Here is a 25,686-nt window from a genome sequence, read left to right as displayed (position 1 = left end):
GAAGGTTGTTCTGTCATCGGAGTGGCAGGTGTAAATATGCTTTAGTTCAATTGATATAACTTAGGAGGTGTTCCTTTGATTAAAATCGTATTTATGGACGTGGACAGTACGTTACTCAGTGAGAAGGATCGAAGTCTCTCTCCAAGTACAGAGGATTCCATTCGAAAATTGGTTCGTAGGGGCATACAGGTTGTTCTGGTCACTGGCAGACCGTACAGTTTATGCGAAGATTTCAGGAAATTCGGGATTGAAACCATGATTTCGGCTAACGGGGCATTGATCAAGAGTGGTGAAGAAGTGATACATAAATCGGTGCTTTCTGCACGAATGGTCAGAGAATTCAGTGAATTTGCCGAGCTGAACGGCAGCAGTATTTCTTATTTTACAGAGTCATTCGAGATGAATGGTTTATGTACAACGGATGTGCGTGTCACCGATGCATTGAGAGATACGCTCGGTCTGATGGAGTCCCCTTTGAAAATCAGTTCTTTGGAACAGGAAGTGTATTGCATTTGTTTATATGCCGATCAAGCCGAAGCGGAGAAATTCCATTCCAGATTTCCAGCATTAAAATTCGTGAGGTTTCATCCTTACGTGTCTAACGTACTGGAAGAGAACGAAGTATCCAAATCGATAGCGGCAGGAAAAGTGCTCGCCCACCTGAATATATCGAAAGAGGAAGCAATGGCCTTTGGCGATGGTGAAAATGATATTGATTTGCTAGAGTATGTGGGTCTTGGCATTGCGATGGGAAACGGAGGAGAGCGCGTCAAACAAAGTGCCGACTATGTCACACTGCGAGCAAGTGAGGATGGCATCACACATGCGTTGAGGAAGTTTAAAATCATAGAATAAGCAAATTTTGGAGCAATAAGGATATCCTAATTATGGGTTTTCATGTAGAATGATGGAGGATGAATTAAGCCCTAAAGCATAGGGTGTGATCGAAGGGTGACTTATGAAAAAGGTTGTCATTGTAATCTTGTCTTTTGTCGTACTTATTGGTGTATCTTCTTCAGCTTATGCCCATCCAGGTAGACTGGACAAAAATGGTGGACATAATTGTTCCGCGAAATCCAAACAAAAGGGCTTGTGCACAGGCTACCATTATCACAAAAAGAAGAAATGAAAATGAGTTTTACAAGGTAAACCCAGCCCTGGTCTGATCTATGGTTGGGTTTGCATGTTTATAATTCATGGTAGTCGCAGCTAACAGAATACAATAAACATTACGTTAGAGGTGAGTAGATATTATGGCGTTTATTGGGATCATTTGTGTAATTATTATGACGGTCACACTCATCAGCATAGATATTAATACGAAACGGTTAATTCGAGAGCAGGCCGAAACCAATCGGAAACTGGAGCAACTATTGAGGAAATAACGTTTTACAGACCAGACAGGAGGAGCATGACGATGGATCATATTAAAGCGATTATTTTTGATCTAGACAATACGATTCTCAACAGAACAAGTACCTTTGAAGGCTTCGGCCAGAGCTTGATCAACACTTATTTTGCCCATCTTGAAACTACGGATGATATTCTTAAACGAATTGTTGAGCTGGATGAGGACGGTTACAAGGACAAGGATGTGTTGTTCAACGAGCTGCTGCATGAATTACCATGGGCTGAGAATCCGCCTCACGCGGAGCTGATGGAGTTCTATGGCAGAGAGTATGTGAAAAGTGCTGTTCTGATGCAGCAGGCGAGAGAAGTGGTTCAGCATCTAAGAGAAAAATATAAAACAGGTTTAATTACCAATGGTAAAACCGAGATTCAGTACGGAAAAATTGATCAACTCGGCATCCGGGATGATTTTGATCATATTATCGTTTCGGAAGAGGCTGGGGTCAAAAAGCCCGATCCTCGTATTTTCAAATTGGCATTGGATCATTTCAACCTCTCTCCCGAGCAGTGTATCTACATTGGGGACCATCCTGTCAATGATGTTGAAGGAGCGGCAAAAGTAGGTATGAGCACGATCTGGATGAAGGTCAATCAGCCTTGGCAGGACAGTATTACAACCAAACCATTGCATGCTATTGAGCATCTTGGTGAATTAAAAGGCCTACTCTAGAAAAGATCGTCAGATTAGATTCAAACCACACAATATTACATAACAGAACAGTGAGGTAGGTGCACATGGAGATCAGACAAATGGCTACGGCATTTTTGAGTAATGGCAACGACATGTTGATGATGAAGAAGGCAGGCAGCAGGCTGTTCGATTTTGAGTTCTGGGGTGGTATTGGCGGGCATTTGGAGCACGGCGAGCTTAATACACCAATGACCGCCAGTTACCGGGAGATTGAAGAAGAGACGGGGTTCAAGCAAGCGGAAATTGAAAATTTCCGTCTTCGATATGTTTTGATGCAGTATAGCGACGGTGAAGTTCGGCAGCAGTTTGTATATTTTGGTGAGACGACGCATCGGGCCTTTATTCCATCAGATGAAGGGGATTTATTTTGGGTTCCTTTGGATGAGCTGCTGGATTTACATACATCCATTCTGATTAAAGCTGCGATCCGGCACTATTTGCAGAATCAGGAGACCGACGAGATATGGATCGGTAATGTCCTAAATGGGGAAGGGGCAGCGGCTAGACCGAGGGTAGAATGGAGTATTATGCAAGACACGATATCCTTTCAACCCGTTGTGTAATGTTAGACGTCTTGACCGGGAAAGGGACCTATCTCTGATCGAAAAAGCTATAACGTTTAAACGTCTGTAGGCGACTGTTATAAAGAGCGAGGATATTAACCATCCCCGCTCTTTTTTAATACCTCGTATTGAATATAAATTCTCTCTTTAAAAGCATGATGGATATTGATATCCAAACTTCAACAGGCGGGTCTTGGAGCAGCAGTGATCATCAGTTATTCAATTCGGTTAATTAATGAAAATCAAGCTGTGATGATTCGATCTTTCGTACGTCTTCTCCGATTCTCAATGGCTTCCTCATAATCTCCGACCAACCTGTCAAAAATATGATCCCACGATCGCTGCTCAGCAAGTTTTCGGCCTTCAATGCCCATATTCCTCAGTTGATCCAGATGATCTCCCCAGAGGCATATCTCTCGAATCAATGCATCCGCATTACCCGGCTCGAACAAAACACCACTTCGATGATGTGTGACCAAGTCTTTTACACCGCCACCATTCGCAGCGAGCACCGGCAATCCAGAAGCCATCGCTTCCAGAACCACATTGCCAAATGTTTCTGTTGAGGAAGGAAACACAAAGAGATCTGCCGAAGCATACATAGCAGCAAGCTCTTCCCCATGCAGATACCCCGTAAAGGTGACATTGGGTGGGGATTGCATACGCATTTTGGGAAGTAATGGCCCATCGCCTACAATGATCCAGTGTACACGGGATTGCATAGGTCCTGGCAACTGCTGCATGGCAAGGGTGAGGGTAGCGATATCTTTTTCCGGGGCAATACGTCCAACGTAGAGTAAAATTAGAGGAGCCGTTATGTTGTAGCGAGTACGGATATCGGTGCTTCGTTTATCAGGAGAATACAGGCTGCAATCGATTCCTCGGGACCATAACTTCAGACGTTGAATACCTTTTAATTGCAATGCGTGTAAGGTCTCCTGAGACGGTGTTAGTGTTGCATCACAGGCCCGGTGGAACCATTGGATGTACTTCCAGTAAAGGGGAATGACGCTTTTCAACCTGTAGTATTCGAGGTACCGATCGAAGTGAGTGTGGTAGGAGATAACATGTGGAAGCTGATGCTTGAGCGCATACCTGAGACCGAAAAGACCCATATTGAATGGAGTGGCGATATGCAGCAGATCTGGTTGAAAGGACTGTAGCTCCCGATGAATCGCTGCTCGATTAGGTAAGGCAATACGACATTCCGGATAGAGGAAAAAGGGGATGTTAGTCACCGAACGGACCGGAGCGGCATCGTTGCCTTCAATAACAGACTGCGGTGTGAATAGCAGATGCTCAATGCCTTTGCGGTTCAAGTGATTACTCAAGCGGTGCAGCGTACCGGCAACACCATTGGTTTCCGGAACATAGGTGTCGGTGAACAAGGCCAGGCGCATCTTAACCCCTCCCAAGACTCTTGATGACAAGATCATAACAGCGGATCATGTTCCAAAGGTCAAGTGCAGGTTAACTTTATCCATATTCCGTGTAAAGTGTGCGTGGAAGTGAATAGATGCAAACTTTCATCAGATAAACTTATATAATATATTCTGCTATGATGTATAGGCGTCAAAAAAATTTGGGGATAACAGTGATCGGAAGGTTGTTCTGTCAACGGAGTGATCGTGTAAATATTCATTAGTTGAACTTATAGATAGAGAGATACAGGAGGCAGAGAGATGAACAAATTACAGGAAGAATTGCAGCAATTATTACCCTTGGATCAGTTTGACAGCATGTCGGGTGAGGAAGTGGTGGGGAGTGTTGCCATGGATCTGTATCGCGCGGAATTTGCGACCATTCGGGAGTGTGGACCTGAACTTCCACAGGTATTGCGAGATACCATCCTGATCATAGATCTGGATACAGAGCTATCCATGAGTGGAATGACTGGTTTTCTTGAAAATGCGAGTGGGCAGTTTCTGGGTGAAACGATGGAAGCAATGCAGCGCATAGGCAATGATGCAGATGCAGAGATTCTGAAGAACATCCAGCATATGTTATTCGAAAGTGGTGTAACACCTGAGCAATTAAGAGAGAATGTGAATGCACTCTCTGAACAGGATGTAACGACGACCCTGAATACGCATGGACAACAGATCCATGAAGTTTTGCAACGGGTGGAGCTGGAAGCGGGTAATTTAAGCATGCAATCGGATAATGAAGAGGTGTTTGAACTCCTTTATCAATATGTGGATACGAACAAAGATCGACTGAAACAGGAGTTGCAGCACCTCTTGTCTAATTGAATCTGACACGCAGGAGAGCGTCACTATGATTGTGACGATTAATGGGGCATTTGGCCCGGGTAAAACCTCTGCTGCAACCAAGCTGCAGCCGCTAATTCCGAACAGCATGATCTACGATCCTGAAGAGATTGGTTACATGAGCAGTTCAGTTACATCCATCGGGGTCTGAAAGAGCTCGACGCTGACCTTTTTCATTTTACCCTGATGACATCCATGGAAACATTACATGAGAGATTGTTGAAGCGCGGGGATAAGCCCGATGGATGGACTTTTAAACAAGCGGTTAAGTGTGTCGAAGCATTCCATGGAGCACGCTTTGAAGAGTACATTCAGACAGATGGCCAAACAACAGATGATGTAGTGAATGTTATAACTTCCAAAGTATTATCAAACCGTAATTGAGGAGGCAAAATCATGAGGATCAACAAACGATTAAGTGTGGAATCCCTGTTGGTAACTTTGCTATTCACACTGGGTTTTATGGCTTGGAATGTCGTTCAAGGAATGTTAATGACGCTGAATCATACACCTGAAATGAATAACGATTCATCCGTCACATTGTTGCAGTCCAAAGTTGCTTTGGCTCCATTGCCCGCTGGGACACGACTTCCATTCTCATCGCTGCTGTTGGATTTCTCTTGCTTGCTGCTGCATATTATGGACTTCGATCGGGGATACAGCGCTGGACAAAGCGTTCCTGAGGTTGGACTTGTTTATTAATAAAAGAAAAACATAGCCAAAAAACAGTTCTACACCAATGAAAGTTGGTAGGAGAACTGTTTTTTTGGCTATTTTTAATAGATTATAAATGCTTGGAAATGACTTCTTCCAGACCTTGGGCAACTGACTGCGCACCCCGTGCAAGGTGTCTCTCGTAGAGATGCAGTCGGACAAAGCTCTCATCCGTCCCCATCGCCTCCGAGAAAATGCCACCAAGTCCACGTGCGCGGCGGTCGATCTGAAGCAACAGTTCCAGTGAATCTCCCATCGGGTAGAATAGTACTTCCAGCTCATCCAAATAACCACGGAATTTGCTCGTTGGCACGAATTCAAATTCCTGTACAAATGGAAGATTACCACCAAGCTTTGGAGCATAGTCGTTGGTCACTTCACGCAGCTTGAAACCGAGGAGATCAATCGCATCAAGCACAGTGTTCATATCTTTTGTAGGAACGACATGGAGTCTGTCCCGGTCTGAGGGGTCCATGGCGCTTGATATATCGAGGCCAGTTTCAACCCACACCTCTGCACGATGCAGTGTAATTGGAAGATTTTCTGGTAGATCAAATGAGAAGGATTTCTCCAGTTTGGCGCCAGCCTGTAATATAAAACCTTCGGTAAGCAAGTATTTGGCTACAACGGCAGTTTCATTTACTTTTCGATCATTGTACTCCCGTATGTAATGGGTTTTGATCGTAAGGTAGATTCGGTCTACATTCTGTTCCACGTCTCCACCCTCGATGTACACGATCCCAGAGATGACGCCTCCAGGCGTAACCTGAGGTGTATGTAATTCTGTATTTACTTTGGCTGCTCCAACACCTACACTGGCTAACATTTTCTTAAAAAAAGACATTCATTTAACCTCCACATCTTATTGGTTTATCCAAGTTGAAAAATACGACTTCGAGCTTAATACGGCGCCTACGAGAGAAGCGTTTCAAATTTTAACAAGCACAAGATGTGAATAGATTGAACTTTTTTAGTGAGAAAAAAGTTAACTTATGTACAGGGAAATCGACTTGCCTGTGTCGAATGTTGTTTAATATGGGATTTTCTTCTGGGGGGATATCTATTGGGCATGGAATGGTATGACATGATCGCACGGCGTAACGGAGGATACACGGGTAGGTCTGTATTTACCTGGGAGGGCAATTCAGCAGAAGATGTATTTGAAGCGCGTTTGATGCAGTTGCTGCCTCAGCATAAATCCGTGCTCGATGCGGGTTGTGGTCATGGTGAATTCACATTAAAAATGTCGGCCTATACCGATCATATTACGGGTTTTGACAACTCGAAGGAGCTGCTGCGTATCGCTCAAGCTGGGCTTGAGGCCAGTGACGTTGGAAATATTGAATTTGTCTACGCTACAACCAAAACAGAATTGCCTTTCGAAGACGAACAGTTCGACCTGATCTATGACCGCAGAGGACCTACGTCCATTATTGAACATGGGCGATTGCTGCGAAAGGGTGGCGTGATCTTTGGCATTCATACCGATGTAAGCAAGGTACAAGAAAGGCTGCACATGAATCAGTATGAAAACATTGAGATTGAGGAATTCAACGAGGCTTTAATGGTTTTCCCTGATGAAAAAGAGTTCGCTATCTTTCTTTCCGATATCCCTGGCAACCCGGATTACACACGGCTTGAGTACCATGAACAGCTTCAAGTTAAGCTGAAGGAAAATCTGATTGATGGGAGACTTGCTGTGCGTGAGCACAAATATATCTGGAAGGCCGTAAGGCGTTAAAGGAAGATTATAGAGTTTGAATGCTACCTTCGTATTTCAGATCAGGAGGTGTAATGGTTTGGATAGAGAAACTTTAGAACGAAATCTAGGGCCGGACAACGTGATTACCACCTTCGAGCAGATGGCTAATGGGGAACGGAAATACAAAATGGTTTCAGAGGATGGCAGTTATTATTGTAGAACGGTAGCTTCATCTCAGGGAGCATGGCAAAATAGCCATTTTCATAACCATATAACCGAATTCTATGTTGTGCAGTCCGGTTGGATCGCTTATGCAAAATTTACGAATGATCAAATGCTTGAAATCAGAGTTATGTGCGAAGGAGATCACATCATTGTGGAACCGGGAGTACACCATAATTTATATATGTCAGCCAATAGCGTTATCCATACGATTAAATATGGTTTGAATACACATAGTGATTGGTCTGCTTCTCCGGAACTGGACAGCATTACACATATACTAATGGAGAGCGAGTTACTTCAGACTTACGGTTAATCAGCTTGGGGGTTAAATACATGCGTAGAAGTACGATATTTTGGATAACGGGTATTGCAATTATTATTGTAGCAGCTTTCATTGTATATAATAATTTGGCTCCAAGCGTTACAGCGCAGGATGTTAACATGAAGGGCACGATTCGGCAGACAGCTGCGGATGAATACGAGGTGCAATTAACCATTATACGCACAAAAGAAGACAAGGGTCAGCACACCGTCTATCCCCTTGTACCTGGCTGGGGTTCAATATCTTTTGATGACAAAAAGGACAACCGATTTATTCGACCTACCTCCGTCGGCAGCACAGGTGCAATGGAAGAAATTTTTCGTCAAGCGTTACAGGGGCAGTCATCAACAGCGATAACTGAATTTGCAGGGTTCTCCATACCTGATGCGGTGGGCACGTACAAGATGCGTTTTACTATTCATCCTTTGGGTGAGGAGGCAGAACTGATTCGGCAACCGATGATCTATTATGTTCATCAGGAAAAATTATTGGGGAAGGACCAAGCTGGGTCTCAGGAGAGCCTCTGGAGATCATTAAGGAGTATTTGGAATGAAGCTAATCTATCAATGGAATGAGATTACGGTGCGTTTACTGGATGAAAAGGATGAACAGCTCCTTGTTCAATGGTTGTCTGACCCAGTAGTACTTCAATATTATGAAGGCCGTGATCAGCCGCATGATCTGAATTTGGTCAGAGAGCACTTTTATAGTCAAGAGGATACGGCACATCGTTGTATGGTTGAACACGAAGGTAAACCGATCGGCTATATCCAGTTCTATGAACTGGAGGAGGAAGAACGGAATGAGTATGGTTATGGTGACATAGATGAAATCATCTATGGAACAGATCAGTTTATTGGAGAGGTGGATTACTGGAACCGTGGTATTGGCACACAACTAGTACAATCCATGTTGGCTTATCTGGTCAACGAGAGGCAGGCCAGGAAAGTGGTCATGGACCCGCAAACGTGGAACGATCGTGCCATAGCTTGTTACGAGAAGTGTGGTTTCAGGAAGGTCAGACTTCTACCAGAACATGAGCTGCACGAAGGACAGATGAGAGACTGCTGGCTGATGGAGTATGCCCCATAGGAGGGCAATGTGTATATATAAACCATTTAAACAAGGAGGAATGATCGATGGATTTGAGATACCCGATTGGATCATTTGAACATACAGGCGAGGTCACACCAGAGCAGCGGAAGCAGTGGATTCAGGATATTGCGGAGTTGCCGGAGCGTGCCCGTGAAGCGGTTAAAGGACTGAGTGAAGACCAATTGAGGTTACCCTACCGGGAAGGTGGCTGGATGCTCAAACAGGTCATACACCATATGGCAGATAGCCATATGAATAGCATGGTTCGTTTCAAGCTGGCACTGACGGAGGATAACCCTACGATAAGACCATATTACGAGGAACGATGGGCTGAACTGAGTGATTCGCGGGAGCTGGACGTCGAGTTTTCCCTGCAAATCCTGGATGCGCTGCATCGTCGTTGGGTAGCGCTGTTAAACACATTATCAGATGTAGACTATGCCAAAACCTTTTATCATCCCGCATCCAAAGAAACGACCAGACTGGACTACAATTTGGGCGTATATGCATGGCATGGCAGACACCACGTTGCCCATATTACCTCGCTTAGAAGCAGGTTGGAAATCTAGGGGTGAAATATGTGAGGTGTAATTACTGATGATAGGGCAACAGTGGCTGGAACTAAGTGAATTTCATGAATTGGAACAAGAGATTCAGTTTGTCATCATGGTTACTCAGTTTCAGGAGAAATACGTCATTATTCATAACCTTAAACGCCAAGGCTGGGAATTCCCAGGAGGTAATCGTGAAGCTGGCGAGTCTGTTCTTACAGCTGCTGGAAGAGAACTGTATGAAGAGACAGGGGCAATGAAGTTCATGCTTGAACCCTTCGGAATCTATGAAATGAACGGAAAATTCGGCTTGGTCTATTATGCGAATATTATGGAATTCCGTGCTGTATCGATGGAATCTAATTCGGAAATTGATGCGATAAAAATGGTGGATACATTGCCAGAGGGTATGAGTTTTGGAGACATGTTTTATACTTTTTTGCAGCAGTGGAGGATGTATTCTGCCAAAGGGACACACGAACACTTCGTGGATCTGACTTTTTGTGAAAATAACATTTAAATATCTAATAATATTAAGGAGATTACATCGATGAATATACATATCAGACTTTTGGATGAGAGCGATCCGGTCGTAATTTCGCAGGCTTTTCAGGAACAGGGTTGGGCGAAATCGGCAGAGCAGTATATTCAATATCTTGCAGAACAGCAGAATGGTGAGCGGGTGACTCTGGTAGCGGAGCTTGCTGGTGCTTTTGCCGGTTACGTAAATGTATTGTGGAATTCATATTACCCGTCGTTCAAGGAACAGGGTATTCCGGAAATTAATGATTTCAATGTACTGATTAAGTATCAGCGTCAGGGAATTGGATCACGTTTGATGGACCGGGCAGAAGAAGTTATTCAGGAGAGAACCGATACTGCGGGGATTGGTGTCGGGGTGTTTTCCGATTATGGCAAAGCTCAAATTCTGTATGCCCGTCGTGGATATATACCGGATGGTCTTGGTATTCACAAGCATGATCGTTATCTAAAGAGGGGCGATGAAACGATTATCGATGACGATGTGGTGCTGTATCTAACGAAGAAGTTAAGCTGATCGAATCCTGAACAAAAAGGATTAAAACGATGTTGAGAAGACAGGGAGGTACTTTCTTCTAAACGTCGTTTTTTACATGTAAATAGACCATTTTTGGCTCGGAATCATACAAGAAAAATAGAGTTGGATTGGTTGGAAATGTTATAATAGAGGGTAGTTGATTTAGCGTAGAAACCGTGATAAATCGGGTGATTTAAAGGGAAAGAGATCGATTCATAAGAGGGAATGTACAGGATATTTTGTATGAATTCGAGGAGGAATGTGGCTATGGAGAAGACGATTAAAAATGTCCAGGATCTATATGACATGCTTGACGCAGAATTCAGATCAGCGAAGCAATTTTGGGAACCGTTCTATGAAGATCGGGACCGACCGATTCCCTTTTTTCCAAACAAGCCGGATGAAAATCTGGTAGCACATGTGAACTCAGGGATATTACCTGGGCGTAAAGCATTGGAGCTAGGTTGTGGCCCGGGAAGAAATGCAATATATCTAACACGTCAGGGTTATAAGGTAGATGCTTATGATCTCTCGGAGGCAGCCATTGCCTGGGCCAAGGAAAGAGCAGCGGAAGAAAAGCTTGAGGTGAATTTCGAATGCAAATCAGCATTTGAACTCACGCCACAGGAAGAGTACGATCTGGTCTATGATTCGGGATGTCTTCACCACCTGCTGCCACATCAGCGAATTCCCTACATACAGATGATTCAGAAAGCACTTAAACCTGGAGGGTATTTTGGAATGACCTGCTTTGCTCCAGGATTTGGCGGTCAGGGTGGACCGGAGAGCGTTATGGACGATTGGGAGGTATACCGTGAGAAGTCGATGAAAGGTGGTCTGGCTTTTACGGAGGAAAAGCTTCGCTATTTGCTTGAAGATCCATTTGAATGCGTGGAGTTGCGACCGATGAAGGAGATGGATCAGGATGAAGATTGTTTTGGCTTGCCCATTCTATGGGTGACGTTGTGGAGAAAACCAATCCATACATAATAAGATGTTTCTAACCAAAATGCGTAACAGAAAGGGTGTTAAAGTACATGGGAAACAGGCACTTTATCATTACAGGTACGTCCAAGGGGATCGGTAAGCAACTCGCAGAATTGTTAGTGGAAAAAGGAGATTACGTCTACGGCATTGCACGCGGAACAGCTGACATGAAGGAAGCGACTGATCGTTATAAGCATTTTCAGTACGATCTTGGTGACCTTAGTGGTATCGAAGAGCTTGTCTCACACATTTTGAAACAGATATCTTTGCAAGAAGTTGAATTCATTGGGCTCATAAACAATGCAGCGATGCTGGAACCGTTGAAATCGATAGATCGGTGCAGTGCAGAGGAGATCAGTCTTAATCTGAACATCAGTTTGGCAGCGCCTATGATTCTGACTTCATCTTTTATACAACATACCAACCACCTGACCACACGCAGAAAAATAGTCAATGTATCGTCCGGGTCAGGCAGTTATCCGGCACCTTCAATGGCATCTTACTGTGCCTCCAAAGCTGGAATAAACATGTTCACCCAGTGCGTAGCGATGGAACAATCCGGGCAACCCAATCCCGTTGAAGTGATTGCATTCGATCCAGGGATGGTAGATACTGAGCTACAGGCTGTGGCAAGAGGCAAAAGTGCAGAGGAATTTGCACTGTCTGAGGTATTCGGTCAGGTCTATGAAGCAGGCCAATTAAGATCGCCACAAGATGTCGCCAAGCAATTAATTGAACGGATGGAAGAAATCAGTGATCCAAGCAAGGTCCTCCATACTATGGAGGGATAACAGGATTAACAGTTATAAACGTTTAGATTCATCTAAATTGGTAAGAGATTATGGATTTACTTTGCCTCGAAATTTGTATTGTTCTATTAATAGCGGCAGGAGTGGAAGAGACGGAATCGATTCTGAAGAAGCGGTAGCGTTCGCCTTTGTCTCCTAATTTCTAAATTTAATAAAGGAAATTTGGGGGCAACAGCGATCGGAAGAACGATCCGTATCTGGAACGGTCCCCCGTAGATTGTCAAACAATATGCTTCGGGCAATGCCCAAGAAGAACAGAAACGTGGTGAAGGTATATGTTTAAAATTATGCTCATTGAAGACGATGAATCGTTATTCAGTGAAATCAAAGAACGGTTATCCCAGTGGTCATATGACGTGTATGGCGTGCAGGATTTTGGCAAAGTGATGCAGGAATACAGTGCTATTCAGCCACAGCTGGTCATTATTGATATTCAGCTTCCCCAGTATGACGGCTTTCATTGGTGTCGCATGATCCGAGCCCATTCCAATGTGCCGATTATCTTTCTGTCCTCACGGGATCATCCTACGGATATGGTCATGTCGATGCATCTGGGCGCAGATGATTTTATCCAGAAGCCCTTCCATTTCGATGTGCTGATAGCCAAGATCCAGGCGATCCTGCGTAGGGTATATAACTACAATACAGAGCGGATTGAGCTGCGCACATGGCGTGGGGCTACCATTGAATATGTGAAAAATACGCTTACCCATGACAATGAGTCAGTCCTTTTGACCAAAAATGAAATGTTCATTCTCAAAGTGCTGGTTGAGCACAAAAATCAGATTGTGACCCGGGAAGACCTGATTCGCAGTCTCTGGGATCATGAACATTTTGTGAGTGATAACACGCTGACAGTCAACGTCAATCGTCTTCGCAAAAAGCTGGAGCCGCTAAATCTGGATGGCTATATTGAAACCAAGGTGGGGCAGGGCTATATGGCAACGGAAGAGGCGGAAACATGATTGGAAAATACATACGGGAAAAGCTGAGCTGGCTAGTGTTGCTTATAAGCATACAGCTCATCTTTTTATTTGTAGCCTATATCGACAAGTCCATTCCATTCCAATCTGTAGCGTACATCGTCGTGCTGAATGTAGTGGTATGCATTGTGTTTATCTGGGCGAGATATCCAATAGAGACCCGTTTCTACAAAAGATTAACTGCCTGGGATCATACCTATGATCCAGGGGATTTGGATATCGCTGAAAGCCCTTATGAACGGATTGTGCACGATGCCGTGACTTCCCAGACCGAACGTTATCGGAAGGAGTCATCAGCTCATTTTATTTTGCTGGAGCAGGAGAAGGATGAGATGTTAGCCTGGATTCACGAGGTGAAGACGCCACTAACCGCGCTGCAATTGATGATCGAGCGAATGCCGGATGACAAGCTGCAAGGACAGATGACGTATGAATGGCTGCGAATTCACCAACTGCTCGATCAGCAGCTTCACCAGAAGCGTATTCCATTTATGCATAATGATTTGTTTGTGGAAGAAACAGAGCTTGAACCGATTTTGAATGGCGAGATTAGAGCTTTGAAGTCATGGTGTATATCCAAACGGATTGGCTTCGACGTGTCATTAGATGTGACCAAGGTGCTGACCGACAGCAAATGGTTAGGTTTTATCATACGGCAGCTGCTTAGCAATGCGGTGAAATACAGTCATTCCTCTGACATTGTCATTGAAAGCAAGGAACAGGATGGGCATATTATATTGACCATTCAGGATTATGGACGAGGGATCGAAGCGCAGGATTTACCACGTATCTTTGATAAAGGCTTCACTTCAACCCAAGGCAGGCTGGAAGGAAACGCAACGGGGATGGGTTTGTATTTGACTCGACAGGTGGCACAAACACTTCGTATAGACATTCAGGTACAGTCTGCTCCCGGAGAGGGCACCAGCGTCAAGCTAACCTTCCCGCGAAAGAATGACATGATCCACCTTGCAGGCGTGTGACAACATTGTCACATGCTTTTTGGTTTTGTTCGGTGAATCGCACGATAAATTGGAGTATCCCGCCTATGATGGAGATATACCAAAGAGGAGTGAGTGGGATATGTGGATACTGGAAGCCAAAAAAATTCATAAAGTCTATGGCAACAAATTAAATAAACAGGAAGTCCTCAAGGGGATTGATCTCGGGGTAAGTAAAGGCGAATTTGTTGGGATTATGGGGCCCTCGGGTTCGGGGAAAACGACACTGCTGAATGTTCTTTCTTCGATCGATCGGGTAAGTCAGGGCACAATTGAAATCGAAGGCCAGGAGTTTACCGGCATGAAGGAGAAACGGCTGGCTGAGTTCCGCAAAGACTATCTCGGTTTTATTTTTCAGGAATATAATTTGCTGGATACCCTCACGGTGAAGGAAAATGTATTGCTGCCGCTCTCGATTACGAGTATTCCGAAGCATGAGGCACACCTGAAGTTCGAACAAATCGCCCGTGAGCTGGGCATATATGAGCTGAAAGACAAATATCCATCCGAAATCTCGGGTGGACAGAAACAGCGAACTTCAGCCGCCCGTGCGTTTGTGCATGATCCGAGCATTATTTTCGCTGACGAGCCGACGGGTGCACTCGATTCCAAATCGGCTTCGGACCTGCTTGGCAAAATGAGTGATATGAACAGGAAGCATCAGGCTACGATTATTATGGTTACACATGATCCGTTTGCCGCAAGTTATTGCAGCAGGGTGATTTTCATCCGGGACGGTCAGATCTACACCCAATTAAATAAAGGAGACGAGTCCCGACAAACTTTCTTCAACGATATTATCAAAACTCAGGGCGTGTTGGGTGGTGTGCAGCCATGAGCCTGAATTACATCATCTTTCGCAATCTAAGGAAAAATCTGAAAAATTATTATCTTTACGTCTTTGCCCTGATCTTTAGTGTGGCGCTGTATTTTTCCTTTGTGACACTACAATATGATCCCTCCATGGATGAGGTTGCTGAATCAACGAAAGGAGCGGCTGCGATCGGCGCATCCTCCGTGTTACTGATTGTCATTGTGGGCATTTTTCTGCTCTATGCCAATACGATCTTTATCAAGCGGCGCAGTAAGGAGATCGGTTTGTTTCAGCTAATCGGACTGACGAAGGGAAGAATATTTGGCATCTTGAGTGCGGAAAATTGCATTCTCTACTTTGGTTCTATGGTAATCGGTATTCTAATCGGGTTTCTGGGTTCCAAGCTGATATTGATGATTTTGTTCAAAATTATTGGCGTTGATGTGATCACGAAGCTATACTTCTCACCGATGGCGCTAGTACAAACGCTGATTGTCTTTGCCGTCATGTATCTGCTTATCATGTTGATGAATTACACATTTATCCGAGCCCAGAGTATTCTATCACTCTTTCGGGTGTCTTCTACAACAGAGCAGCAGGTAAAGAAGTTATCTGTTGGGCAGATTCTGATGGGTATCTTGGGTATTGCTCTGATCGTGTTCGGTTACATCCTGTCTGCACGGCTGTTCAATGGTGAGGCGTTGGATATGCAGCAGTTAATGTACACGATGATTCTGATTCTGTTCTCGGTCATTCTGGGGACATATCTGTTCTACAAAGGTTCGGTCAGTTTTCTGTTTAATCTGATTCGCAAAAGCAAAAAAGGCTACCTCTCCATTAACGAGGTATTGTCGTTATCCTCCATCATGTTTCGCATGAAGTCGAATGCCTTGCTGCTGACCATTATTACTACCGTATCGGCACTCGCCATAGGCATGTTGTCGCTCAGTTATATTTCCTATTATTCGGCAGAGGCGCAAGCCAAGGAAAGCTTGCCAGATGATTTTTCATTTGCCCAGGTTGATGTGAAAAATCGTTTTGTAGCCGAGTTGGATCACAAACAGATTCCATATGAAGAGAAACACAGACAACCTTTGTATATTGAAATTGATGCAACCAAGGTGATGAATGATTCCCTGTCGGAAGATCGATTGTTCAGTAGTGTGTTAAGTGACAGCATGGTAGATAACATCGACCTGCAACCAGGTGAAGTGGTTTTCATGGGGTATGGCAATGTAATCCAACAGTTAATTTCAATTCAGGAGAAAGGCCCCATTGTTCTGCACGGGTTGAAGCAAGCCATTGACCAGCAATTAATCGGAACCACGAAACAGGGCGTGCTTCCCGTATACTATACCCAGGGTACACCCGTGGCGGTTGTGGATGAATCGGTTTATGCGGAGCTTGAGCAGGATCTTGATCCGAAACTTCAAAAAGGGGGAGCGACCGATTATTACGGTGTGCACATTACAGATTCCGGGCAAGAAGAGAATGCGTATGCCATTTTTGCAGATCTGAAATTGGAAGCTCCAAGCTTCTCCCAGATTGAATTCAGAAATAATCAACGAACCAGTATGGGCCTAATCATGTTCATTGTTGGTTTCCTGGGACTGACTTTCTTGATTACATCCGGGTGTATCCTCTATTTCAAACAAATGAATGAGAGCGAAGAAGAGAAATCAAACTATACCATTCTGCGCAAACTTGGATTTACGCAAGGCAATTTGTTACGCGGAATTCAGTACAAGCAGTTGTTTAATTTCGGCATTCCACTTGTTGTGGGACTAAGCCATAGTTATTTTGCCGTGAAATCAGGCTGGTTCTTCTTTGGCACCGAACTTGCCACACCTACTGTAATCGTCATGATTGTGTATACGTTGTTGTATTCCATCTTCGGCCTGTTGTCCATATGGTATTACAAACGAGTGATAAAGGAATCATTGTAGATCAGAGGATGAGCTACAGAGGAATACATTAAAGAATTCCGAAGAAGGGGTAACTGTATGAGCAGTCTGCCCTTTCTTTTTTTGTGAAAAAAAGGAGGATGGCTCAATGGTGGAGAAATCACAACATACTGGAGTGAAGTAGAGGGAGGTTTTCCATGAACCTGGCTAACAAAATTACCCTGGCGAGAATGGCATTGATTCCTTTGTTTATGTTGTGCTTCATCCCGTTGCCGTCATGGATACAGGAGTCGAGTGAACTTATTCGTTTTCTGGATCAGCATGGTCTGGTGATTGGCGTTATTATTTTTGCACTGGCTGCGGGTACCGATAAATTGGATGGGTATGTGGCGCGAAAATATAATCAGATCACCAATCTGGGGAAATTGCTTGATCCACTGGCAGATAAACTATTGATTTCGGTTGCGCTGATTATGATGGTTCAGGAGAATCTGATCGGTTCATGGATTGCTGTAATCATTATTGGACGTGAAATTGTCATTACGGCGCTGCGCATGATTGCGAGTGAACAGGGGATCGCACTTGCGGCCGACCGGTATGGCAAGCTCAAAATGGTGCTGCAGGTCGCAGCCATCATTGCTGTGTTATTGAATAATGTTCCGTTCAGTTTGTTGACAGATGTGCGAGTTGATGGGATTTTATTGTGGCTGGCGGTAGGAGTTACGCTGTTATCGGGATTGAACTATATTGTAGTGAACTATAGGTTGCTTAGGTTGGGTAGGTAGGGGGCTTGTCATGAAAGCTAGAGTGTATCTGGCTAAATCGGGATCTATGATTGAAGAAGAGAGTGGAATGGATAACTGGCTGGTTGCTGTAAAACAAAGACCTGAAGTTCAATACGCGGATGTGAATGATCGAATACAGGTAGAACGGTTGATAATGAGTAGAAAATTTGGACTGGACTCTCTTCAGATGGCCATTCATGTATTCGATGAGGGCGGACAACCACTGATTGGATATGAGGTTCCAAGTGGCTTGAATATATGGCTGGACTACTTGCGAGCTATTCGCAAGTTGATGGAGCGGGGTAAAGCCTGTGTAAGTTATGGAATCGATCCTTACTTACTAGAAATGGAGCAGCTGGCAAAGGGCAGATTAAGGTTTGCTATTCGTTTGGAGTTGGATCCTCAGAAAATACTCACGCAGTTCATTACATCTGAATAAGAGTTTTTGTTGGAGCTTTTGAGAGCGATTGAATTCTTATGGAGCAAGATGCTGCAAGAGCATCATACACTTGGCAGACCCAACATATCCATACCGAAAAACGGCGGGGAAGACATTTTTATAGAGATCGATTCTTTGCGCAAATGGTTGCTTCAATTATCGGAATAGGCATATTAAAAAAATAAAGGCAGACTCTGCGTGAAAGTCGCAGGGTTTCTTTGTCGTTACAATAGAACCCAAAAAAATATAGGGCCTCAGCAGTGTTCCGAGTATACTTGTAGTAGCTGAAACATCATGAAACAAATCGGAAAACGGGCACCATGGTGCTGATTCAGGAGGATCTCATGCAACAGGAACATACCGCTGGTCTCCACAGGGACTGGCTTCAATTTATGATTTTAACAACCAAACTGGAACTGCCACCCTTGCCGGCGGACACAATGGACCGTCCACGGCTCAGTTTGCAGCGCAAAGAATTGTTCCAATCCAAAGTCACTTTGTTAACTGCCCCGGCCGGTTCAGGGAAATCCACACTTCTAGGCAGCTGGGTGAGAAATGAAGCAATACATGCGGCCAGTGTCTGCCTGGATGATAAAGATCAGAACCCACTTCAGTTTTGGCTATACGTTATTCATGCACTGGATCGAGTGAGAGAGGGGCTCTGCGGAGATGTCCTGCCACACTTTTTGCAACGGTATCCGATAGATCCTAGGTCGGCATTAATATTATTGTTGAACCGTGTTGCCCTCGCCAATCAGCATGCACTGCTTATTCTGGATGACTATCATGCAGTAACCCAGTCTGAGATTCATGAGCAGATGCAATACTTTATCGAAAATCTTCCCCTGTCCATTCATCTGGTACTGTCAAGTCGTACCTATCCTCCATTCAAGCTTGAGAAGCTACGTCTGAGAGGTGAATTGAAGCACTTCACGATTCAGGAACTGGCGTTTACGGAAGAGGAGGGCATTGAATTTTGCCAGGAGATCATGCAATTGGATATTGCCGGGGAGGATGCGCGTGGTTGGGTACAGCAGACGGAGGGATGGGCTGCCGGATTGAAGCTGCTGGCTTTATCTCACACATGGGGTGCAGACTCTTTAATCAGTCCATCGACTTCTCTGTCTCGTGAAGATCACGGGCAGCCTGGGGAGAGGACAATTTCGGATTACCTGCTTGAAGAAGTGTTCCAGCGTCAGTCACCCGAGATGCAGCAATTTCTGCTCCGGACAGCGATCACGAGAAGAATGAACAGCAGTTTGTGTCAGGTATTAAGTGATATGCAAGAAGCTCCGCACTTGTTAAGGCAGCTGGAGAAGGAACATCTCTTCCTTGTTCCACTTGATCGGGAAAGGCACTGGTATCGTTATCATCATTTGTTCTCTGCATTTCTAAGGCGTGAGCTGGCTCGTTATGGCACAGAACAGGTGAATGAATTACATGCCCATGCTGCACATTGGTATGAGCAGCATGGATATCCCGCTGAAGCACTGGATCATTATATTCTCGGACAGCACATGCAGGATGCAGCCAGACTGCTGGAAGAGCTGTTTGCCCACTTTATTATGGGAGAGTGGTGGACGCTCCGGCGATACTTCGATGTTTTGCCACTGGAGATCGTGAAAGCACGTCCGAAATTATATATGTCCTACCTGTTCCTTGTCGCGCGCGAAATGCCTTATGGACAGATGGTGAAGCAGCTTGATGAACTGGATCACGTCATCCGGGTGCATCTTCAAGGGCAGCTTGAACCTGAGATTATCGGGTATTTGCTGCAAGTCATTTGTGTGATGCGAGCCTACATGGCTTATCTGAACAGAGATTTGGATGGGCTCGCTCATTATTTGGTGTCCTATATCGATCAGGGATATCCCGATGATATTGCCTTTCAGTATATGGATTATGATCGGAGAGAGAGCATGCGCCTACGGAGCTTTCATGGCGTTAATGGCTATTTACGGCGTGGGCAAGCTTGCTTTGGGGCGATTACGGAACGTTGGTTAGCTGAACATGCCTATGTAACGTCCTACTATGGTGTCGGATATGGTGAAATTTTAATGGAACAGGATCGGTTATCAGAAGCGGTAAGTTATGCGGATCGAGCCCTTGAAGTGGCTTTGCAGATCAAGGTGGCTGCGCTGCTCGTTCCTGCGTATGTACTAAAGGCCAGACTTGAACTTACATTGGGTCGACCTGAGGAAGGCATGAAGCTGCTTCAACAGGTCACAGGTTTGTTATCTGTGAAGGATATGGACTACTGGCAGCCAGCACTGGAAGCACATCAACAGCGAATTTTACTTGAAGTGAGTCCCGTGGAATCGGCCCAAACCATTCTGCTTAAACCAGCAGGCGAAGGCAGTAAGGCCACTGAGACCAGCTGTGATCAGATCTTCCATTCCATGGTTCGCATACGTGCGATGATTGTCCTTAAGCAGTATGATTTTGCACAAGAGGAACTGAGACGAATCCGTAACCAGGCTGAAGAACGGGATTGGTTGACTGAACAGGTAGAGTGTGCTCTGCTAGAATCCATCATGCTGCAAAAGCAAGGATTCACAGATGCCAGTGTTGCAGCGTTATCCCGTGCCTTGGTGTTGGGGGGACCGGAAGGATATATACGTTCATTCGTTGCAGAAGGTGAGCAGATTAGGCGGTTGTTGCAGGACTACCTGTATTTGCGCCGTACGAAGGCGATACAGGATGATGGTGTGAAAATGGCTTATGTGAAGCAGTTATTATCGGCATTCGCAAGAGACAAACGGGCAAGGGGCCTCTCCTCTGTAGGGGGGGCAAACCTGTATACAAAGGAAGTGGGTCTCAGCCCGATGGAGCAAAAAATATTCGGTTATATCGCTGAGGGCCTGACCAGCAGACAGATTGCTGCCGAGTTTGGTATCTCACCCGGCACTGTTAATACACACATTCGCCGAGTGTTCGCGAAGCTGGGTGCGAGTAGTCGCACTCATGCTGTACAAATTGCTGAGCAGCGGGGCTTGTTATGATGAGCTGAAACGATGTCTACTCTTTTGTAGACTATTTTCCAACTATAGTCTCTCCTACAATGAAGATAATCAAGTAACGCAACGAGTCTTAGTTGACTCCAGGGTTATGTTCATGTAGGAGGTAACGTTAAGAGATGACAACACGTATATCCAAACAAAAATTTTATTCTAAAAATAAGAACCGTAGGGTCTCGCCTTATTTGGCGGCCCTTCTGTCTTTATCCGTCATTACTGTTCCCGGAACAGTGAGTGCAGCGGCCGATGCAGTAAGCATTCGTGACTTGCAGCAGGCAGCACCGTGGGCAAGACAAGCCATTGAAAGAGCTGCTGACCAACAGATGATTCTGGCGGACGAAGCAGGGAATTTCAACCCGAGCGCAACGTTGACAAGAGGGGACCTTGCGTACACACTGGCACAACTGTTGGAAATGAGCGTGCTGTCGTCAGATCAGCTTCCAGATCAGTTATTTAAAGATTTGGACAGTAACGCTGAGAATGGATCCTATATTCATGCTCTCAAATTAGCCGGAATCATGAATGGTTATCCGGATGGTACGTTTCGTCCTGCCGGTCTGGTAACAAGGGAAGAGCTGGCAACGACGATTATCCGTGCTCTGAAGGCTAAGGGATATGATGAAACATTAAATTTGACCAAAGAGTTGTCATTTAAGGATACTTCCGACATTAGTGCCTGGGCTTTGCCAAGTGTACAACAGGCTGTTGAGTTGGGAATCTTGAAAGGGGACAATGGAAACTTTGCGCCGAAGCGTTCTACTTCCAGACAGGAAATGGCCGTGATCGCATTACGCGCAACTGAAGTAATTCAAGCGCTTGATGAAGCTGCGAGTCAAGGGGGCGTCAATCCGGAATCCAATGCTAATGAGCCAGGAAAGGTAACTGAGGTGCAGGGTACAACTTCAGGCGGCAATGATGCAGGAAACGGTACCGGAAACACAAACGGCAATTCCGTGGCGACGCCAGGAAGTGGAAATGGAAGCACGGGTGGAGGAGGTGGATCTGCCCCAACAACACCGACGAATCCTTCCACTCCCTCCAATCCAGGAACGGGAAACAGGGCGCCACTGGTTATTATTGGCGGTTTGCCTGATCAGGAACTTACACTAGATCATGCTGCATTGGATTGGAACGTCTCCACGTATTTTAGTGATCCAGATGGTGATGAATTGCAATTCAGTGTCATACCAGGAGATGCAACCATTGTTTCCTCTACTGTGGTAGAAAAAGTGATTCGACTTGTTCCACAGGCTGCTGGAGAAACAACGCTGACGATCAAAGCAGTCGACGTCCAAGGCGCAAGTGTTACGGCACAACTTAAGGTTAAGGTACAGGCCAATACGATAAGTCGCCAATTTCCTGATCCACATTTGGCTGGAGCCATTGCATATTGGTTGGAAAAGGATGTGGATGATCCGCTGACCAAAGATGAATTGGCGGAAGCTCTTGTTCAGACGAATGGGGGATTGTATGCGAGGAATGCAGGCATTTCCGATCTGACAGGAGTCGAGATATTCAAAGGATTGAATGTAAACGAAATCGATCTGTCCGGAAACGACATAAGCAAGGCGAATGCCTCTGGATTCGATCGCTTGAATTCGCTGGATTTATCCGGTAACCAACTGACGGAAATCAATGTTACGGGACTGGATCAGCTGGAATCTCTGAATCTCGCGAATAATCGACTTGCTTTAGTGGATGTGGGCGGACTACATTCCTTACAGAAACTTGATGTGAACAGTAATGAGCTTGTTCATTTACCCATTGGAATTGCTGAACTGTCTGATCTGCAATACGTGGATGTGAATAACAACTCCATATCCCTGAGAGAAGAGCCTGATTTTACACTGCATCACACGTTGTTGCAACGTGTGTACATGTATGATTTTGATGATGCTCCCCCTGCATTGGTGGAGGCACCTGCGGGTAGTACCGCTTATGTTAATGGAGATGAGATTGAGATCGATCTGTCCTTTATGTTTGAGGATGAAGATGACGCTAGATCAACCCTCAACCTTATGGCAGACTCGCCTGATCCACAATTGGCAGATGTCAGAATGGCTGGACAGAAATTGTACGTTACAGCACTGGGGACGAGTATCGAACCTATACGGATTGAGGTGAAGGCTACGGATCCCCTGGGCAGAATTGCCATAGGCCACTTGTACGTTGATCTGAGAGAAATAGAGTAGAGCATTTTTCATTAAGTATAAGTGAACTATAGAAAGTTACATCAACGTGCCTTCCTGTATGGAAGGTGCGTTGTTTTTATTTTTGTAGGGGATAACTTTATGTTAAAATATGCAAGAAATAAATGAGGCTGCGAGTGACAGCGTCAAACGATGATCAACTGGAAAGAAGGAAATAATCTCATGCTATCGATTCATCAAGCGGAGTACCAACATAAATCAACTTTGCGCAATCTGATGGAATTGTACAAATACGATTTTAGTGAGTATGACCCGGAAGATGTTAACGAAAACGGGTTATATGAGTATGTGTACCTGGACCATTATTGGACAGAAGCGGGCAGATATCCTTTTTTGTTTCGAGTAGAAGGACAATTGGCGGGATTCGCACTGATTCGTGAAATTGAGAGTGAACAGGGAACAAGTATATATCAAATGGCGGAATTTTTTGTAATGAAAAAATACAGAAAGCTGGGAGTGGGCGCGCAAGCCGCCATTCATGTGTTCAATCTTTTTCCCGGAACATGGAAAGTAGCGGAGATGGAGACGAATGAGCCTGCTCAGATTTTCTGGCGTAAGGTCATTGCACGCTATACCGATGATAAATACCAAGAGGTTAGAGAGACTGACTGGGAAGGTCCTATTCAGATATTTACTACGAAGTAATGACGAGAAGGAGGAGAAGATGATGACCCAAATCAATATCAATCCAAGTACTTCAGAGGACTCAGAATATGTTCGTCAGCAACTTATCGCATTTAATGCCGCGCATGTGAGCGAGGAATTAAGGCATCGATACGAAGAATTGAATTTCAATATCAAAAATGAGGCCGGCGAGATTGCTGCAGGTGTACTCAGTACACTTTGCTGGAACTGGCTGGAGGTTGATATTCTTTGGGTGGATGCAAATCAGCGGCAAAAAGGTTATGGTTCTCAATTGCTGCGTGAGGTTGAACGTATTGCGCGCGAGAAATCCTGTGACTTCATCCAATTGAACACATTCTCCTATCAAGCACCGGAATTTTACAAGAAGCATGGCTACCAATTGATCACAACGATCGAGAATGCACCGACCGGACACAGTCATTATTATTTTAAGAAGGACCTCACTTAAGACAATGTATGCGAGATAGGACAAATCAGGAGGATTATTATGGTTACCATTAAAGCAATCGAACTTGAGGATTTACCGGCGCTAAGCCAATTATACAACGAATTGATGGGTACACCGACTAATGAACAGCAGATGCAGAAGATGTTTCACTATATCCAGCAAAATGGACACTACCATGTACTCGGTGCATTTTACAACGGTGAACTTGCCGGATCAGTTATGGGTATTGAATGTATGGATCTGGCAGGTCAGTGCAATCCCTTCATGGTTGTGGAGAATGTGATTGTATCCGATCAGGTACGCAGACAGGGAATTGGTCAGAAGCTTATGCTTCAGATTGAGCACATTGCGAGAGATCTTGGATGTGAATACATGATTCTGGTATCTGGCGATCAGCGTAAAGAGGCTCATATTTTTTATGAAAAGCTGGGCTTTAAAGATGAGAAAGTTCAGGGTTATCGGAAGCATTTTAATTAATCAATATATCACGGAAAATGTCTAATAAGTAGAAGGACTACTTAAGGAGCAGGGCGAATAAGGCATAGTCTTGAAATAAATGAACTGATATGAGGGAGGCACTCTCGTGTTCAAAAAATGGGCTAATGTCTTGATGATTCTGAGTTTGGTATTCGCTGTATGTTCCCCAACATCCTATGCCGCTGCCAAAACGGTTAAAGTGACCGTGACGCTTGTCAGTGCAGAACTGGTGGAGAACAATTCCGTTGGTAATGAATGGGCCATAGGGGCAAGTGTGAACGGCAAGAGTCTGGAGGAGGGTTCGTCGGTCACGTTGAATCTGAAACCTACAGATACGCTGAAATTACAAGCGAATGCCGAAGAGCAGGACAAAATCCCTGATCTGGGAAGCAAAAGTATGAATGTTAAGGTTTCCTCCATTTCCAAATCAATCAACAAGACTCTATCGGTTGTTGTGACGGAGAACAGGGGCCGCTATTCGGGTAACACGGCGACGTGGGAGTTCAAATTTAAGATCACTAAGAAGTGAAAAGATGGTTATAAAGAGTAAAAAAAAGAGAAGAAGGC

30 protein-coding genes are annotated in these 25,686 nt (G+C 44.8%); 28 read left to right on the top strand and 2 right to left on the bottom strand.

Annotated elements, in window-relative coordinates; genetic code table 11:
* Positions 1–75 precede the first annotated feature (75 nt).
* From HW560_RS29990 to HW560_RS29975, 4 genes are all read left to right on the top strand, one after another.
* Complete coding sequence (locus HW560_RS29990) at positions 76–855, top strand: Cof-type HAD-IIB family hydrolase (protein WP_090894922.1); 780 nt, start codon at positions 76–78, stop codon at positions 853–855.
* Between the two features lie 103 nt (positions 856–958).
* Entirely contained in the window at positions 959–1,129 is a 171-nt protein-coding gene (locus HW560_RS29985; RefSeq protein ID WP_094030628.1) for a YHYH domain-containing protein, read from the top strand.
* Positions 1,130–1,417: 288 nt separating this feature from the next.
* On the top strand, positions 1,418–2,080 hold the full coding sequence (locus HW560_RS29980; RefSeq protein WP_179265384.1) for an HAD family hydrolase: 663 nt from the start codon (positions 1,418–1,420) through the stop codon (positions 2,078–2,080).
* Between the two features lie 65 nt (positions 2,081–2,145).
* The gene (locus tag HW560_RS29975) at positions 2,146–2,664 is read left to right on the top strand and encodes an NUDIX domain-containing protein (protein WP_257031507.1); all 519 of its coding nucleotides are present in this window, start codon (positions 2,146–2,148) and stop codon (positions 2,662–2,664) included.
* A 242-nt stretch (positions 2,665–2,906) separates the two neighbouring features.
* On the opposite strand, the gene HW560_RS29970 is transcribed toward HW560_RS29975, so the two are convergent.
* Positions 2,907–4,064, bottom strand: coding sequence for a glycosyltransferase family 4 protein (locus tag HW560_RS29970; protein ID WP_179265383.1), 1,158 nt, complete (start codon positions 4,062–4,064; stop codon positions 2,907–2,909).
* 282 nt (positions 4,065–4,346) lie between these two features.
* Here HW560_RS29970 and HW560_RS29965 point away from each other — a divergent pair, with 282 nt between their 5' ends.
* The 3 genes from HW560_RS29965 (at position 4,347) to HW560_RS29955 (ending at position 5,636) form a co-directional block, all read left to right on the top strand.
* On the top strand, positions 4,347–4,916 hold the full coding sequence (locus tag HW560_RS29965) for a DMP19 family protein (protein ID WP_179265382.1): 570 nt from the start codon (positions 4,347–4,349) through the stop codon (positions 4,914–4,916).
* Between the two features lie 25 nt (positions 4,917–4,941).
* Positions 4,942–5,085, top strand: coding sequence for a hypothetical protein (locus HW560_RS34115; RefSeq protein ID WP_256221947.1), 144 nt, complete (start codon positions 4,942–4,944; stop codon positions 5,083–5,085).
* A gap of 245 nt (positions 5,086–5,330) precedes the next feature.
* A complete protein-coding gene (locus HW560_RS29955) occupies positions 5,331–5,636 on the top strand; it encodes a hypothetical protein (protein ID WP_179265381.1) in 306 nt (101 codons plus the stop codon).
* An 82-nt stretch (positions 5,637–5,718) separates the two neighbouring features.
* Here HW560_RS29955 and HW560_RS29950 read toward each other — a convergent pair whose 3' ends face one another.
* A complete protein-coding gene (locus tag HW560_RS29950; protein WP_179265380.1) occupies positions 5,719–6,492 on the bottom strand; it encodes a sporulation protein in 774 nt (257 codons plus the stop codon).
* A gap of 225 nt (positions 6,493–6,717) precedes the next feature.
* Between HW560_RS29950 and HW560_RS29945 the strand changes: the two genes are divergently transcribed.
* From HW560_RS29945 to HW560_RS29845, 21 genes are all read left to right on the top strand, one after another.
* Entirely contained in the window at positions 6,718–7,389 is a 672-nt protein-coding gene (locus tag HW560_RS29945; protein ID WP_256222194.1) for a class I SAM-dependent methyltransferase, read from the top strand.
* A 58-nt stretch (positions 7,390–7,447) separates the two neighbouring features.
* Positions 7,448–7,888 (top strand): hypothetical protein, encoded by a 441-nt coding sequence (locus HW560_RS29940; RefSeq protein WP_179265379.1) that lies wholly within the window; start codon positions 7,448–7,450, stop codon positions 7,886–7,888.
* 20 nt (positions 7,889–7,908) lie between these two features.
* Complete coding sequence (locus HW560_RS29935) at positions 7,909–8,472, top strand: hypothetical protein (protein ID WP_179265378.1); 564 nt, start codon at positions 7,909–7,911, stop codon at positions 8,470–8,472.
* Positions 8,447–8,989: a GNAT family N-acetyltransferase gene (locus HW560_RS29930; protein ID WP_090894942.1), complete on the top strand. Its 543-nt coding sequence runs from the start codon at positions 8,447–8,449 to the stop codon at positions 8,987–8,989. Before HW560_RS29935 ends, HW560_RS29930 begins: the two co-directional genes overlap by 26 nt.
* A gap of 47 nt (positions 8,990–9,036) precedes the next feature.
* Complete coding sequence (locus tag HW560_RS29925; protein ID WP_090894944.1) at positions 9,037–9,561, top strand: YfiT family bacillithiol transferase; 525 nt, start codon at positions 9,037–9,039, stop codon at positions 9,559–9,561.
* A gap of 28 nt (positions 9,562–9,589) precedes the next feature.
* Entirely contained in the window at positions 9,590–10,063 is a 474-nt protein-coding gene (locus HW560_RS29920; protein WP_179265377.1) for an NUDIX domain-containing protein, read from the top strand.
* Positions 10,064–10,093: 30 nt separating this feature from the next.
* Positions 10,094–10,600 (top strand): GNAT family N-acetyltransferase, encoded by a 507-nt coding sequence (locus tag HW560_RS29915; RefSeq protein WP_179265376.1) that lies wholly within the window; start codon positions 10,094–10,096, stop codon positions 10,598–10,600.
* Between the two features lie 267 nt (positions 10,601–10,867).
* The gene (locus HW560_RS29910) at positions 10,868–11,590 is read left to right on the top strand and encodes a class I SAM-dependent methyltransferase (protein WP_090894950.1); all 723 of its coding nucleotides are present in this window, start codon (positions 10,868–10,870) and stop codon (positions 11,588–11,590) included.
* A gap of 47 nt (positions 11,591–11,637) precedes the next feature.
* Positions 11,638–12,378, top strand: coding sequence for an SDR family NAD(P)-dependent oxidoreductase (locus HW560_RS29905; RefSeq protein WP_090894952.1), 741 nt, complete (start codon positions 11,638–11,640; stop codon positions 12,376–12,378).
* A gap of 293 nt (positions 12,379–12,671) precedes the next feature.
* Complete coding sequence (locus tag HW560_RS29900; protein ID WP_090894954.1) at positions 12,672–13,361, top strand: response regulator transcription factor; 690 nt, start codon at positions 12,672–12,674, stop codon at positions 13,359–13,361.
* Positions 13,358–14,362 carry a sensor histidine kinase gene (locus HW560_RS29895; protein WP_090894955.1) on the top strand — a complete coding sequence of 335 codons (1,005 nt, stop codon included), beginning with the start codon at positions 13,358–13,360 and terminating at the stop codon, positions 14,360–14,362. Before HW560_RS29900 ends, HW560_RS29895 begins: the two co-directional genes overlap by 4 nt.
* Positions 14,363–14,462: 100 nt before the next feature.
* Complete coding sequence (locus HW560_RS29890; RefSeq protein ID WP_090894957.1) at positions 14,463–15,218, top strand: ABC transporter ATP-binding protein; 756 nt, start codon at positions 14,463–14,465, stop codon at positions 15,216–15,218.
* The gene (locus HW560_RS29885) at positions 15,215–17,140 is read left to right on the top strand and encodes an ABC transporter permease (RefSeq protein WP_179265375.1); all 1,926 of its coding nucleotides are present in this window, start codon (positions 15,215–15,217) and stop codon (positions 17,138–17,140) included. Before HW560_RS29890 ends, HW560_RS29885 begins: the two co-directional genes overlap by 4 nt.
* Before the next feature lie 155 nt (positions 17,141–17,295).
* The gene (gene pgsA, locus HW560_RS29880) at positions 17,296–17,883 is read left to right on the top strand and encodes a CDP-diacylglycerol--glycerol-3-phosphate 3-phosphatidyltransferase (RefSeq protein WP_179265374.1); all 588 of its coding nucleotides are present in this window, start codon (positions 17,296–17,298) and stop codon (positions 17,881–17,883) included.
* Positions 17,884–17,893: 10 nt separating this feature from the next.
* The gene (locus HW560_RS29875; RefSeq protein ID WP_179265373.1) at positions 17,894–18,322 is read left to right on the top strand and encodes a hypothetical protein; all 429 of its coding nucleotides are present in this window, start codon (positions 17,894–17,896) and stop codon (positions 18,320–18,322) included.
* 344 nt (positions 18,323–18,666) lie between these two features.
* The gene (locus HW560_RS29870) at positions 18,667–21,324 is read left to right on the top strand and encodes a winged helix-turn-helix domain-containing protein (RefSeq protein ID WP_179265372.1); all 2,658 of its coding nucleotides are present in this window, start codon (positions 18,667–18,669) and stop codon (positions 21,322–21,324) included.
* Between the two features lie 134 nt (positions 21,325–21,458).
* Positions 21,459–23,531, top strand: a complete 2,073-nt coding sequence (locus HW560_RS29865) for an S-layer homology domain-containing protein (protein ID WP_179265371.1) — start codon at positions 21,459–21,461, stop codon at positions 23,529–23,531.
* Between the two features lie 180 nt (positions 23,532–23,711).
* Positions 23,712–24,194, top strand: a complete 483-nt coding sequence (locus tag HW560_RS29860; RefSeq protein WP_179265370.1) for a GNAT family N-acetyltransferase — start codon at positions 23,712–23,714, stop codon at positions 24,192–24,194.
* Positions 24,195–24,216: 22 nt separating this feature from the next.
* Positions 24,217–24,642 carry a GNAT family N-acetyltransferase gene (locus HW560_RS29855; RefSeq protein ID WP_179265946.1) on the top strand — a complete coding sequence of 142 codons (426 nt, stop codon included), beginning with the start codon at positions 24,217–24,219 and terminating at the stop codon, positions 24,640–24,642.
* A 39-nt stretch (positions 24,643–24,681) separates the two neighbouring features.
* On the top strand, positions 24,682–25,119 hold the full coding sequence (locus tag HW560_RS29850; protein ID WP_076289992.1) for a GNAT family N-acetyltransferase: 438 nt from the start codon (positions 24,682–24,684) through the stop codon (positions 25,117–25,119).
* A 106-nt stretch (positions 25,120–25,225) separates the two neighbouring features.
* The gene (locus HW560_RS29845; protein WP_256221949.1) at positions 25,226–25,648 is read left to right on the top strand and encodes a hypothetical protein; all 423 of its coding nucleotides are present in this window, start codon (positions 25,226–25,228) and stop codon (positions 25,646–25,648) included.
* Positions 25,649–25,686: the final 38 nt, after the last annotated feature.

Origin of the sequence: Paenibacillus sp. E222 (genome assembly GCF_013401555.1) — a bacterium.
Lineage (GTDB): Bacteria > Bacillota > Bacilli > Paenibacillales > Paenibacillaceae > Paenibacillus.
Note: the sequence above shows the minus strand (reverse complement) of the source record. Positions and strands in the feature narration are given on the sequence as shown.

Excerpts from the sequence above, each read along its gene's own strand:
- HW560_RS29985 (WP_094030628.1), top strand. The coding sequence starts at position 959 with ATGAAAAAGGTTGTCATTGTAATCTTGTCTTTTGTCGTACTTATTGGT.
- HW560_RS29980 (WP_179265384.1), top strand. The coding sequence starts at position 1,418 with ATGGATCATATTAAAGCGATTATTTTTGATCTAGACAATACGATTCTC.
- HW560_RS29975 (WP_257031507.1), top strand. The coding sequence starts at position 2,146 with ATGGAGATCAGACAAATGGCTACGGCATTTTTGAGTAATGGCAACGAC.
- HW560_RS29970 (WP_179265383.1), bottom strand. The coding sequence starts at position 4,064 with ATGCGCCTGGCCTTGTTCACCGACACCTATGTTCCGGAAACCAATGGT.
- HW560_RS29965 (WP_179265382.1), top strand. The coding sequence starts at position 4,347 with ATGAACAAATTACAGGAAGAATTGCAGCAATTATTACCCTTGGATCAG.
- HW560_RS34115 (WP_256221947.1), top strand. The coding sequence starts at position 4,942 with ATGATTGTGACGATTAATGGGGCATTTGGCCCGGGTAAAACCTCTGCT.
- HW560_RS29955 (WP_179265381.1), top strand. The coding sequence starts at position 5,331 with ATGAGGATCAACAAACGATTAAGTGTGGAATCCCTGTTGGTAACTTTG.
- HW560_RS29950 (WP_179265380.1), bottom strand. The coding sequence starts at position 6,492 with ATGTCTTTTTTTAAGAAAATGTTAGCCAGTGTAGGTGTTGGAGCAGCC.
- HW560_RS29945 (WP_256222194.1), top strand. The coding sequence starts at position 6,718 with ATGGAATGGTATGACATGATCGCACGGCGTAACGGAGGATACACGGGT.
- HW560_RS29935 (WP_179265378.1), top strand. The coding sequence starts at position 7,909 with ATGCGTAGAAGTACGATATTTTGGATAACGGGTATTGCAATTATTATT.
- HW560_RS29930 (WP_090894942.1), top strand. The coding sequence starts at position 8,447 with ATGAAGCTAATCTATCAATGGAATGAGATTACGGTGCGTTTACTGGAT.
- HW560_RS29925 (WP_090894944.1), top strand. The coding sequence starts at position 9,037 with ATGGATTTGAGATACCCGATTGGATCATTTGAACATACAGGCGAGGTC.
- HW560_RS29920 (WP_179265377.1), top strand. The coding sequence starts at position 9,590 with ATGATAGGGCAACAGTGGCTGGAACTAAGTGAATTTCATGAATTGGAA.
- HW560_RS29915 (WP_179265376.1), top strand. The coding sequence starts at position 10,094 with ATGAATATACATATCAGACTTTTGGATGAGAGCGATCCGGTCGTAATT.
- HW560_RS29910 (WP_090894950.1), top strand. The coding sequence starts at position 10,868 with ATGGAGAAGACGATTAAAAATGTCCAGGATCTATATGACATGCTTGAC.
- HW560_RS29905 (WP_090894952.1), top strand. The coding sequence starts at position 11,638 with ATGGGAAACAGGCACTTTATCATTACAGGTACGTCCAAGGGGATCGGT.
- HW560_RS29900 (WP_090894954.1), top strand. The coding sequence starts at position 12,672 with ATGTTTAAAATTATGCTCATTGAAGACGATGAATCGTTATTCAGTGAA.
- HW560_RS29895 (WP_090894955.1), top strand. The coding sequence starts at position 13,358 with ATGATTGGAAAATACATACGGGAAAAGCTGAGCTGGCTAGTGTTGCTT.
- HW560_RS29890 (WP_090894957.1), top strand. The coding sequence starts at position 14,463 with ATGTGGATACTGGAAGCCAAAAAAATTCATAAAGTCTATGGCAACAAA.
- HW560_RS29885 (WP_179265375.1), top strand. The coding sequence starts at position 15,215 with ATGAGCCTGAATTACATCATCTTTCGCAATCTAAGGAAAAATCTGAAA.
- pgsA (WP_179265374.1), top strand. The coding sequence starts at position 17,296 with ATGAACCTGGCTAACAAAATTACCCTGGCGAGAATGGCATTGATTCCT.
- HW560_RS29875 (WP_179265373.1), top strand. The coding sequence starts at position 17,894 with ATGAAAGCTAGAGTGTATCTGGCTAAATCGGGATCTATGATTGAAGAA.
- HW560_RS29870 (WP_179265372.1), top strand. The coding sequence starts at position 18,667 with ATGCAACAGGAACATACCGCTGGTCTCCACAGGGACTGGCTTCAATTT.
- HW560_RS29865 (WP_179265371.1), top strand. The coding sequence starts at position 21,459 with ATGACAACACGTATATCCAAACAAAAATTTTATTCTAAAAATAAGAAC.
- HW560_RS29860 (WP_179265370.1), top strand. The coding sequence starts at position 23,712 with ATGCTATCGATTCATCAAGCGGAGTACCAACATAAATCAACTTTGCGC.
- HW560_RS29855 (WP_179265946.1), top strand. The coding sequence starts at position 24,217 with ATGACCCAAATCAATATCAATCCAAGTACTTCAGAGGACTCAGAATAT.
- HW560_RS29850 (WP_076289992.1), top strand. The coding sequence starts at position 24,682 with ATGGTTACCATTAAAGCAATCGAACTTGAGGATTTACCGGCGCTAAGC.